This window comes from Burkholderia torrens, assembly GCF_984668525.1.
The window spans coordinates 2512443-2523888 of record NZ_OZ480212.1; the positions used below are offsets into that span (position 1 = coordinate 2512443).

The 11446-nt window shown below is 70.2% G+C and carries 10 protein-coding genes; 5 read left to right on the plus strand and 5 right to left on the minus strand.

Going from position 1 to position 11446, the window contains the following annotated elements; all coding sequences use genetic code 11:
- Positions 1-80 precede the first annotated feature (80 nt).
- Together AC5LXX_RS27465 and AC5LXX_RS27470 are read right to left on the minus strand one after the other, a co-directional pair.
- Complete coding sequence (locus tag AC5LXX_RS27465; protein WP_493411759.1) at positions 81-2135, minus strand: pyridoxamine 5'-phosphate oxidase family protein; 2055 nt, start codon at positions 2133-2135, stop codon at positions 81-83.
- Positions 2136-2171: 36 nt separating this feature from the next.
- Positions 2172-2816, minus strand: a complete 645-nt coding sequence (locus AC5LXX_RS27470) for a glutathione S-transferase family protein (protein WP_493411760.1) — start codon at positions 2814-2816, stop codon at positions 2172-2174.
- Positions 2817-2943: 127 nt separating this feature from the next.
- Here AC5LXX_RS27470 and AC5LXX_RS27475 point away from each other — a divergent pair, with 127 nt between their 5' ends.
- A complete protein-coding gene (locus tag AC5LXX_RS27475) occupies positions 2944-3885 on the plus strand; it encodes a LysR family transcriptional regulator (protein ID WP_493411761.1) in 942 nt (313 codons plus the stop codon).
- A gap of 36 nt (positions 3886-3921) precedes the next feature.
- Here AC5LXX_RS27475 and AC5LXX_RS27480 read toward each other — a convergent pair whose 3' ends face one another.
- Together AC5LXX_RS27480 and AC5LXX_RS27485 are read right to left on the minus strand one after the other, a co-directional pair.
- A complete protein-coding gene (locus tag AC5LXX_RS27480) occupies positions 3922-4062 on the minus strand; it encodes a hypothetical protein (protein WP_493411762.1) in 141 nt (46 codons plus the stop codon).
- A 94-nt stretch (positions 4063-4156) separates the two neighbouring features.
- Positions 4157-4813 carry a TetR/AcrR family transcriptional regulator gene (locus AC5LXX_RS27485; RefSeq protein ID WP_493411763.1) on the minus strand — a complete coding sequence of 219 codons (657 nt, stop codon included), beginning with the start codon at positions 4811-4813 and terminating at the stop codon, positions 4157-4159.
- Positions 4814-4901: 88 nt separating this feature from the next.
- Between AC5LXX_RS27485 and AC5LXX_RS27490 the strand changes: the two genes are divergently transcribed.
- From AC5LXX_RS27490 to AC5LXX_RS27500, 3 genes are read left to right on the plus strand one after another with little or no spacing between them, the layout of a single operon-like run.
- Complete coding sequence (locus tag AC5LXX_RS27490) at positions 4902-5804, plus strand: SDR family NAD(P)-dependent oxidoreductase (RefSeq protein WP_493411764.1); 903 nt, start codon at positions 4902-4904, stop codon at positions 5802-5804.
- Positions 5801-7393 carry a flavin-containing monooxygenase gene (locus tag AC5LXX_RS27495; protein WP_493411765.1) on the plus strand — a complete coding sequence of 531 codons (1593 nt, stop codon included), beginning with the start codon at positions 5801-5803 and terminating at the stop codon, positions 7391-7393. Before AC5LXX_RS27490 ends, AC5LXX_RS27495 begins: the two co-directional genes overlap by 4 nt.
- 7 nt (positions 7394-7400) lie before the next feature.
- Entirely contained in the window at positions 7401-8384 is a 984-nt protein-coding gene (locus AC5LXX_RS27500) for an alpha/beta fold hydrolase (protein WP_493411766.1), read from the plus strand.
- Positions 8385-8446: 62 nt separating this feature from the next.
- Here AC5LXX_RS27500 and AC5LXX_RS27505 read toward each other — a convergent pair whose 3' ends face one another.
- Positions 8447-8845, minus strand: coding sequence for a carboxymuconolactone decarboxylase family protein (locus tag AC5LXX_RS27505; protein ID WP_124455817.1), 399 nt, complete (start codon positions 8843-8845; stop codon positions 8447-8449).
- Between the two features lie 360 nt (positions 8846-9205).
- On the opposite strand from AC5LXX_RS27505, the gene AC5LXX_RS27510 reads away from it, so the two are divergent.
- A complete protein-coding gene (locus AC5LXX_RS27510; RefSeq protein ID WP_493411767.1) occupies positions 9206-11356 on the plus strand; it encodes a collagen-like triple helix repeat-containing protein in 2151 nt (716 codons plus the stop codon).
- The last annotated feature ends 90 nt before the right edge of the window (positions 11357-11446 follow it).

Below are 11446 nucleotides of genomic sequence, written 5' to 3' on the forward strand. Positions count from 1 at the left end.
CGGACGGCATTTGAAAAAAGAAGCAGTTGCGCGCGCTTTTCGCGCAGCAGGCCGTCTGCGGCGGCATGTCGCAGGGGCCGTCAGCGGTCGAGCACGAGCGGCTCCGCGGCGCCCGTCGCGGGCCGCGCAACGCACAGCAGCGCACAGCCCGGTTCGACCGGTGCGTCGGGCGTTTGCTCATAGTCGACCGCACCGGACAGCACGCGCGTCGCGCACGTGCCGCACGACCCGGAGCGGCATTCGGACGGCACGGCAATCCCCTGCCCCTCGGCGAATTCGAGCAGCGGGCCGTCGGCCGGCGTCCATGCGGCTTCGCGCGCCGTGCGCCGGAACACGACCGGCACGCTCGCCGCCGGCGGCGTCGCGGACGCGCGGGTCGCGCCGCGCGCGACGCTCGACGGCCCGAAAGCCTCGAAGCGGATGCGTTCGTCCGGCACGTTCAGCGCGCGCAGCCCGTCGTACAGGTCGCGCATGAACGCCGCAGGCCCGCACAGGTAGAAGTCGTAGTCGTCGAACGGCAGGATCCGCTTCAACTGGGCGATGTCGATGCGGCCCGCCCGTGCGGCCGAGCCTTCGTCAGGATGACTGTCGAACCAGTGAAGTGACAGGCGTGGATCGGCGGCCGCGATGCGCGTCAGTTCCGTCGCGAACGGCCGGTCGGCTGCTTCACGTGCGCCATGCACGAACACGACGCGGCGCGACGGCTTGTCGTCGGCCAGCGCGCGGCGCAGCATCGCGACCATCGGCGTGATGCCGATGCCGGCCGACACGAGCACGGCCGGGCGCGGGCTCTCGACGTCGAACGTGAAGCGGCCGCGCGGCATCTGCGCGTCGAGCGTCATGCCTGTCAGCGCGTGATCGTGCAGCCACGCCGATACTCGCCCTTCGCGCTTCACCGTGATCCGGTAATCGGCGCCGCCCGGCACATCGGACAGCGTGTAGCTGCGAATCGACGGCGCCTCGCTGCCCGGCAGCGCGACGCGCAACGTCAGGTGCTGCCCGGCTTCGTACGCCGGCAGCGCGCCGCCATCCGCCGGTTCGAAATGAAGCGAGCGAATCGCGCGCGCTTCGTCGACGATCTTCGCGATACGCAACGGCCGCCATGCGGGTGCCGATGCGGACGACACCGGCGCAGGCGCCACCGTCGCCGCTGCGTCCGCGCGCGCCGCCATCGCCGCGAACTGCGGCGCGCGCTCGACTTCGGACCACCGGAACGGCAGTACCGCGCGCAGGCGCCGCACTTCCCGCACATGGAACCGCACGACACGCTGCGCGCCGTCGAACGACGCGACGAGCGGCCCGTCCCATACGATTTCCGCACGCGCGGCGACGACCAGCAGGTCGCCGCTGTCGAAATCGATGAACAGCAGCCCCGCGCGCGGATCGTGCTGCAGGTTGCCGAGCGTGTTGAAGAAGCGGTTGCCGCTGAAATCCGGCGTCGTCAGCGTGTGTGCATCGTCGACGCGCACGAAGCCCGGCATCCCGCCGCGATGCGACACGTCCGCGCCGCGCGCCGCGCCCGCGTCCGCCGACGTGTTCGCGCTCGCGACGAAGAACGTATCGGCCTGCGCGAGGAACGCGCGATCGGCGTCGCTCAATGCGTCCGACACGTCGGGCGCAACCGAGGGATCGACTTCACGTGCCACGAAAGCGGGCTTGCGACCCTGGATGTACTTCGCGCAGTTGCCGAAGCTCTGCTCGACCGCGATCGTCAGCGCGTCGCCGTCGACCGCGCGCACGACGCCGTTCACGCGATTGCGCCGCCGCGTATCGAATTCGATCCCGAGCCCGCCCAGCGCCGCGCCCGGCCGCCATGCGCCGGTCAGCGGGTCGCCCGGCAACGCGCGCGCCGCGATGCGCAGCGTGCGGGCGTCCGGCGACGTGACGAACCCCGGCTCGCCGGCGCGCAGCGTCGCCCACGGCTGGCCGTGCGCATCGACGCCGCCGAGCACGAAGAACGGCAGTTGCGCGAAGAAAGCGCGGTGCTGGTCCGGCATGAAGCGCCGGATCCCGCGCCGGCCGGCCGCGCCCGCGGCCTCCGTCACGCCCGCGCGCTGCTGCACGGCGAGTTCGCCCGCGTGAAACGGCGCGGTGTCGAGTTCCCAACCCGGTACGACGGCGGTCGGCGCGTTCATCGCGTTCTCCCTGAACAGGCGCGGCTTCGGTGGGCGTTACGCGGCGAGCAGGCCCGCGCGCGTCGCAGGCATGCCGACGAAGCCCGGCAGCGCCTCGACACGCGCCAGCCAGGCGCGCACGTGCGGATACGGCTCGAGCGACACGCCGCCTTCCGGGGCGTGCGCGATGTAGGTGTATGCGGCGATGTCCGCGATGGTCGGCTGAGCGCCGGCCGCGAACGGCTTGCCGGCCAGCTCGCGATCGATCACGTCGAGCACCTTCGCGGCCGTGCGCTTGGCTGCCTCCGGGTCGAGCGGCGCGCCGAACACGGTCACGAGCCGTGCGGCGGCCGGGCCCGACGCGATCGGGCCGGCCGCATACGACAGCCAGCGCTGCACCACGGCCGCGCCGACCGGATCGTCGGGCAGCCAGTGCGCATCGCCGTATCGCTTCGCGAGGTACACGAGGATCGCGTTCGAATCGGCGATCACGGTGCCGCCGTCGTCGATCACCGGCACCTGCCCGAGCGGATTGAGCGCGAGGAACGCCGGTTCGCGCTGTGCACCGGCCGCGAGATCGACGTCGACGGTCTCGGACGGCAGGCCGAGCAGCGACAGGAACAACCGGACGCGATGCGCGTGCCCCGAGAGCAGGAACGAATAGACGCGGATCGGCGAGGCAGGCTTGCTGGCGGCAGACATGGAAAACACTCCGGAATCTCGCGCCGCCGGGAGTCGGCGACGAACGGCTCCAGCGTAGCGCTCGCCGTTCATCGCCAGAAGACGGATAATCGAGGAAACATTATCCGCTTTCATAGGACAATCGACGATGGCCGATTTGCGCGACGTGAACCTGAACCGGCTGGCGATCTTCGTCGCGGTGGTCGAGGCCGGCTCGCTGACGGCCGCGGCCGAGCGGCTCGGCCTCGCGAAGACGGTCGTCAGCACGCACATGCAGCGCCTCGAATCCGAGGTCGGCGCGAACCTGCTGGTGCGCACGACGCGGCGGCTGAGCGTGACCGATGCGGGGCGCGCGTTCTACGACGCGTGCCGCGACATCGTGCGCGCAACCGAAACCGCGCTCGATGCGGTGTCGTCCGACGCGGGGCCGCTGCGCGGCACGCTGCGCGTGAGCGTGCCGATCGACTATGGTGCGCTGGTCGTCGCGCCGGCCGTCGTCGCGTTGCGCGACCGGCATCCGGCGCTCGACGTCGAACTGGTCGCGAACGACCGCGTCGTCGATCTCGTCGCGGACAACCTCGACGTCGCGATCCGGATCGGCCGCCTCGCCGATTCGAACTATCGCGCGGTGCAGCTCGGCACCTACGAGAAATGGCTGGTCGCAAGCCCCGCGTTCATCGCACGACACGGGCTGCCGCGCGATGCGGATGCGCTCGCCGCGCTGCCGTTCGTGATGCTGTCGACGCTGCCGCGCCCGCATACGGTCGACCTTGAAGACGCGAACGGCGGCATCGCTTCCGTGCGCTGCGTCGCGCCGGTCGTGTCGAATACCGCGACCGCGTGCCGCGCGATCGTGCTCGCCGGCGGCGGCTTCGGGCTGCTGACGGATTTCTCGACCGCGGAAGACGTCGCGGCCGGCCGGCTCGTCCGGCTGCTGCCGGGGTGGCGCTCCGCTCCGGCCGGGATCCACGCGGTGTATCCATCGACGCGGCTGCCTTCGCCGAAGGTGCGGGCGTTTGTCGATGCGATGAAGGCGCGGATCGGGGAGACGCCCGTGGTCGTACCCGCGAAGCGACCCCGCACGCATTAGCGTGTCAGTCGCACCGGACGACGTTACTTTCGGGACTCATTCGTCGCAGCGCTCGAGATCGGCGAACACGGACTCGACCGGACGAAAATGGCCCTGCCCGATTTCGCCCTTGCCTAAAGACAACAGCGCCAGCAACACCAGCGTCGCCTGAGACGCTCCCGACGATTCGATATCCACGACATACCTCCCGTTGCCTGCAATCGGCCAGGATCCGGATGGCCGCCCGTATCGACCCATGATTGATGGCGAACCGTCACGTCACGCATTGCCGCTACCCCACCGCCTGCAACGTCCCCAGCAGCACCTTCCTGCAACTCGCGATCATCTGCGCCTCCGGATCGCGATATTCGGTGAGCAGCCACGCGGCGCCGACGTTCGTCATCGCGCCCACCAGCGCGAGGCCGATCAGCCGCTGCTCGGTACGCTCCGCGGGCGTCGCCGCCTCATGCGGCGCGCCGATCGCCATGATCAGCTTGCCGAAGTCGATCAGCATGCGCTGGTACGTCATGTCGGTATCCGCGCTCACGCCCATCACCTCGAGCAGCAGCACGCGCGCCGCGCACGGGTCGCGCAGGAATGCGAAGAACGCGGCGAGCCCCGCGTCGACGCTCTCGCGCAGATCGCCGCCGCGAGCGGCGACTGCCTGCGCGACCGCGTCATGCAGTTGCTGCGCGTGATGCAGGTAGGTGCAGCGCAGCAAATCCTCGGTGCTGTCGAACGCCGCGTAGAAATAGCGATCGTTCAGCTTCGCTTCCTGGCAGATCGACCGCACGGTCGCCTTGCGGAACCCGATCGTGCCGAACACGCGCGTCGCCGCGCGGATCAGCGCGTCGCGCCGCTCGGCGGCCCGTACCTCGGGCGCCACGCCGCCATACGACCGGCCCCTTTTTTCCGTTTCGAGTGCTTTCTCCATTCCGCTATTTGACATCAGGACACCCGAAAACTAAAGTGGTGACGATTAACACCACAATAGGCGCACCGCTGGTGCAGCGCAAGCGGAACGGGAGGAACGACGGATGAAGGGGTTTTCCGGGAAGGTCGCCGCGATCACGGGCGCCGGTTCGGGCATGGGCCGCAGCCTCGCGGTCGAGCTCGCGCGGCGCGGCTGCGAGGTCGCGCTCGCCGACGTCAACGAAACCGGGCTCGCCGGCACGGCGGCCGCGTGCGCGCAGCACGGCGTGCACGTGAGCAAGCGCCGGCTCGACGTCGCCGACCGCGATGCGGTGTTCGCGTGGGCCGATTTCGTGCGCGCCGAGCACGGCAAGGTCAACCTGATCTTCAACAACGCGGGCGTATCGCTGGCCGCCAGTGCCGAGACCGCGCGCCTCGCCGATCTCGAATGGATCGTCGGCATCAACTTCTGGGGCGTCGTGCACGGCACGCAGGCGTTCCTGCCGCACCTGCGCGCGTCGGGCGACGGTCACATCGTCAACACGTCGAGCCTGTTCGGCCTCATCGCGATGCCGACGCAAAGCGCGTACAACGCCACCAAGTTCGCGGTGCGCGGCTTCACCGAGGCGCTGCGGATGGAACTCGAACTCGACGGCGCGCCGGTGAGCGCGACCTGCGTGCATCCGGGCGGCGTCGCGACCGGCATCGTCGACGCGAGCCGCGTCGACACCAGCATCCACGCGCTGACGGGCCAGGACGAAGCAACCCACCGCCGCCAGGCGAACCGGCTGATCAACGCAACGACGGCCGACGACGCCGCGCGGCAGATCCTCGCGGGCGTCGAGCGCAATGCGCGCCGCGTGCTCGTCGGCGCCGACGCGCGCCGGCTCGACAGGATCGCGCGCCTGCTCGGCGCCGGCTACCAGTGGCTGATGCTGCGCCACGTGCGCCGCGCCCGCGCACGCAACCTCGACCGCGCACACACCCCGGCCGCGCGCCCGACCACGCCCGCCAAGGACCCCGCATGACCTCGACGACGACCGACCGGCGCGATGCGCCGCCCGCCCCCGCCGCCCGCCGCGACAGCGGCGATAATCGCGACAATCGCGACCTCGACGTGCTGATCGTCGGCGCCGGCCTGTCCGGCATCGGCGCCGCGTATCACCTGAAACAGCGCTGCCCGTATGCGAGCGTGGCGATCGTCGAAGCGCGCGACGCGATCGGCGGCACCTGGGACCTGTTCCGCTATCCGGGCGTCCGTTCGGATTCCGACATGTTCACGCTCGGCTACAGCTTCCGGCCGTGGCACAGCGACAAGGCGATCTCCGACGGCCAGACGATCCTCGACTACATCCGCGACACCGCGCGCACGTACGGCATCGACAAAACGATCCGCTACGGCCAGAAGGTCGTCGCGGCCGACTGGGATTCGAACCGCGCACGCTGGACGGTACGCATCGAGCGCACGCAGGGCGGCACGACCGACACGCTCGTCTACACCTGCCGCTTCCTGTTCATGTGCAGCGGCTACTACGACTACGATGCCGGCTACCGGCCCGACTGGCCCGACATGGATACGTTCGAAGGCACGCTCGTGCATCCGCAGCACTGGCCGAAGGACCTGTCGTACGCGAACCGGCGCGTCGTCGTGATCGGCAGCGGCGCGACGGCCGTCACGCTCGTGCCGTCGATGGCGGCCGATGCGCAGCACGTGACGATGCTGCAGCGCTCGCCGACCTACATCGTGTCGCTGCCCGCGCGCGACAAGATCGCGAATGCGCTGCGCCGCGTGCTGCCGTCGCGGCTCGCGCACCGGCTCGTGCGCGTGAAGAACGTACTGCTGACGATCTACCTGTACAACGTGTCGCGCCGCAAGCCCGACCAGACGAAGAAGTTCATCATCCGCGCGGCCAGCAAGCAGCTCGGCCCCGACTTCGACGTCGCGAAGCACCTGACGCCGCGCTACATGCCGTGGGACCAGCGTGTGTGCCTCGTGCCGAACGGTGACCTGTTCAAGTCGATCCGCGCGGGCCGCGCGTCGATCGTCACCGACGAGATCGAGCGCTTCACGCCGACCGGACTCAAGCTGAAGAGCGGCCAGCAGCTCGACGCGGACGTGATCGTCACCGCGACCGGGCTGAAGGTGAAGATGCTCGGCGGTGCGCGCGTCACGGTCGACGGCCGCGTGGTCGACCTGCCCGAGACCGTGTCGTACAAGGGGATGATGTACAGCGACGTGCCGAACCTCGCGTCGTCGTTCGGCTACACGAACGCGTCGTGGACGCTGAAGGCCGAGCTGATCGCGCGCTACGTGTGCCGGCTGCTCAACCACATGCGCGCGAACGACTACGACACGTGCGTGCCGCGGCTCGGTGCCGGCGAACTCGGCGACGTGCCGGCCGTCAACCTGAGCTCGGGCTACATCCAGCGCGCGGCCGGCATCCTGCCGAAACAAGGCCGTCACAAGCCGTGGAAATTCCACCAGAACTACGTGCGCGATCTCGCCTCGCTGAAGTTCAGCGCGCTCGCCGATTCGGCGATGCATTTCGAACGCCGCGCGAAAGCCGGCCCGGCCACCACCACGCAGGTTGCCGAACCCGCACTCGAAACCCGTTGAGGCCGACATGACCCCTGTGCTCCATCTGATCCAGAACGTACTGCTTGGCGTCGTCGCGGTACTCGCCGCGCTCGCGCTGTTCACCGGCTACGTGGCCCGGCGCGTGACGCGCGCGTTTCCGCCCGAAGGCCGCTTCGTCGACATCGACGGCGACCGCATCCATTACGTCGAATACGGCAACGGCCCGCCGATCGTGTTCGTTCACGGGCTCGCGGGGAATTGGCGCAACTTCGCGTACCTGCCGCTCACGCGGCTCGCGCAGCAGCATCGCGTGATCCTCATCGACCGGCCGGGCGCCGGCCGCTCGCTGCGCGGCGCGAACTCGCAGGCGAACGTGTACGCACAGGCCCGCACGGTCGCCGCGTTCATCGACGCGCTGCGCCTCGACAAGCCCGTGCTGGTCGGCCATTCGCTCGGCGGCGCGATCGCGCTGGCGGTCGGGCTCAACCATGCGGACCGCGTGAGCCGGCTCGCGCTGATCGCGCCGCTGTCGCACGAGCAAACCGAGCCGCCCGCACCGTTCCGGCCGCTGATGCTGCCGTCGCCGCTCGTGCGCCGCTTCGTGTCGTGGACCTTCGCGATCCCGCTCACGATCCTGACCGGCCGCAAGGCCGTGCGCCAGGTGTTCGCGCCGGAAGACGTGCCGCGCGACTTCCCGGTCAAGGGCGGCGGCCTGCTCGGGATGCGCCCGCACGTGTTCTACGCGACGGCGACGGACCTGCTGTCGGCGCCCGCCGACCTGCCCGCGATGGAGCGGCGCTACGCGGATCTCGCGCTGCCGGTCGACGTGCTGTACGGCCGCGCCGATCCGATCCTGAACTGGCGCGAGCACGGCGACGCGCTCGCGAAGAAGTCGGCGCGCGTGCGGCTGAAGGTCGTCGAGGGCGGCCACATGCTGCCGGTCACGATTCCCGATGCGACGGCCGACTGGCTGCTCGAGGTCGCCGCCGCGCCGGCCGAGGAGGCCGCGCCGACGGTACGCATCGCGTAAGTAAGCCGCGACCGCGCGGCAACGCCTGATGCCGCGCCCGGCAGCCGGCACCGCGGGCGGTATCAGGCTTCGTCGTCGGGCACCGACAGCCCGAGATCCGAGATCACCTCGCGCGCGCTGCGGAATGCCTCGACCGCGGCCGGCGCGCCCGCATACAGCGCGCTGTGCAGCAGCACCTCGCGGATCTCGACGAGGCTCGCGCCGTTGTTGAGCGCGCCGCGAATGTGGCCCTTCAGTTCCGTACTGCGGCCGAGCGCCGCCAGCATCGCGCACGTACACAGGCTGCGCGTCTTCAGGTCGATCCCGCCCCGCTGCCACGTGCTGCCCCACGCGTGTTCGTTCAGCCAGTTCTGCAACGGACGCGAAAATCCGTCGAGGTCGCGCATCGCGCGCTCGACGAATGCCTCGCCCATCACGTCGATCCGCCGCGCCTTGCCGGATTCCCTGTCCTGTTCGCTCATGTCCGTGTCCTGGTTGAAGTCGTGGCCGCTTCGGCATCGCCGGCCGCCGGGCGTTGTCCGGCCATGTTCCCGGGCCCCGCGCGTTTCGTCAAAGACGCGGCCCTCGGTTCGCGGCCGCCCGTGTCCCGCTATGTCGGACGCTACGTAACATCGCACCGTGCGTTACGTCGACTGACGGGAACATCGCGACGGCCTCGCCCGCGCACCATACGTGCCCGTCGCGGGAAACCGCCATTCCTCCGTTTAAATCGCGTCGATATTCCCGATTTCCGCAACAAAGCGCGACACCGTTTCGAGAAACCTTTCGTGGCGCGGAATTTGCAGAGGAGGCTTGGACACACTTCCAATGTCGAGGCCAACATGCACAAATTCTTCAAGAAGACGACGGTAACGATGGCCGTCTCGTCACTGCTCGCGCTGTACGGCTGCGGATCGGTCGATGGACCGACGACCCCGCCGACGATCAAGCCGAGCACGTCCGGGACGGGCGGCAGTTCGGGGACTTCGGGGACTTCCGGTAGCTCGGGGACGTCGGGTAGTTCGGGCAGCTCGGGGACTTCCGGCACTTCGGGGACTACTTCTGGTACTTCGGGTACTTCCGGTACCTCGGGTACCTCCGGTACCTCGGGCACCTCCGGTACCTCGGGTACTTCCGGTACCTCGGGCACCTCCGGTACGTCGGGTACCTCCGGTACGTCGGGCACTTCCGGTACGTCGGGCACTTCCGGTACCTCGGGCACTTCCGGTACCTCGGGCACCTCCGGTACGTCGGGCACCTCCGGTACCTCGGGCACCTCCGGTACCTCGGGCACCTCCGGTACCTCGGGCACCTCCGGTACATCGGGTACTTCCGGTACGTCAGGCACCTCCGGTACGTCGGGTACCTCCGGTACCTCGGGCACCTCCGGTACGTCAGGCACTTCCGGTACGTCGGGCACTTCCGGTACCTCGGGCACCTCCGGTACCTCGGGCACCTCCGGTACATCGGGTACTTCCGGTACGTCAGGCACCTCCGGTACGTCGGGTACCTCCGGTACCTCGGGCACTTCCGGTACGTCGGGCACCTCCGGTACGTCGGGCACTTCCGGCACTTCCGGCACTTCCGGCACTTCGGGCACCTCCGGCACGTCCGGCACCTCCGGCACTTCGGGCACCTCCGGCGCCGGCGTCACCCCCCTCGGCAATGTCCTCCAGAATTCCGGCAACCTCGTGACGGCGCTCGGCACGACGGTCGCGAACGGCGGCGCTCAGATCGGCGGCGTGCAGATCCCCGGCACGAACCCGGCGACGGCCACCAGCGTCGGCAATGCCGTCACGAGCCTCGGCAATGGCGTGCAGGCGCTCGGCAACGGCGTCGCGGCCGGCCTCGGCTCGATCGGCGTGTCGCCGAACCCGCTCGGCCCGACGATCACGTCGACCACCGGCCTGCTGACCGGCGCCGGCGGCGCGGTCAACAGTCTCGGCAATGCGGTGACGAGCCTCGGCACCGGTCCGCTGTCGCCGCTCGCGCCTGCGACGACCCTGGTCGGCAGTCTCGTCAACACGGTCGGCACCGCGGTCAACTCGACCGCATCGGCGCTGAACACGGCGCTCAACAGCGCGCCGGTGCAGCAACTCGAGACGCAGCTCGGCAGCGTGATCAACCCCATCACGAACACGCTGACCGGCGGCGTCACCACGCCTGGCGTCACCCAGACGCTCGGCAACACGACCTTGCTCGGCGCCCCGCTCAGCGGCCTGCTGGGCACGCTCGGCAGCGGCCTCGGCCTCGCCGGCTCGCAGGTCGGCAGCGCAACCGGCAACCCGGTCGGCACGAGCGCGGGCAACAGCGTGTCCCAGCTCGGTAACACGGTAGGGTCGGCCGGCGGCCTGCTGTCCAGCGGCAGCTCCAGCAGCGGCAGCAACCCGCTCGCGCCGGTCACCGGCCTGCTCGGCACGCTGACGGGCGGGCTCGGCGGCGGCAGCTCGAGCGGTTCGGGCGGTACCAGCGGCACGAGCGGCACCAGCAGCGGCGGCCCGCTCGCACCGATCACCGGCCTGCTCGGGACGGTGACGGGCGCGCTCGGCGGCCTCGGTTCGGGCGGCACGAGCGGCACGAGCGGCACCGGCGGCACCGGCGGCACCAGCGGTACCGGTGGCGCGGGCATCGGCGCCCTGCTGGCGCCGGTCACGAACCTCGTCAACTCGCTGACCCCGCTCGGCGCCAGCCTCACGGGCACGGTCACGACGCCGGGCGGCAACGTGTCGGGCACCCTCGGCGGCCTGCTGTCGAGCGGCCCGGTCGGCACGCTGACGGGTGCGCTGACGACGCCGGCCGGGTCGGCCGGTGCCACCGGCACGGTCAGCCCCGGCGGCGCGGCCGGCACGGCAACGACGCCGGCCGGCAGCGGCACCGTGGCAGCCGGCCTGACCGGCAGCTCGAACGGTGGTGCCGCGGGCGGTGCCGGCAACCTGCTGTCGCCGGTGACCAACCTGCTCGGCGGTCTGCTGGGCGCCGCCCCCAAGAAGTAAGCGTCAACGCATCACGTATCAGAACGACAGGCCAATGGCCGGGCGCGCATCCATACAAAGCCCGGCCGACGGCCGGCGTCACCCGCCAAG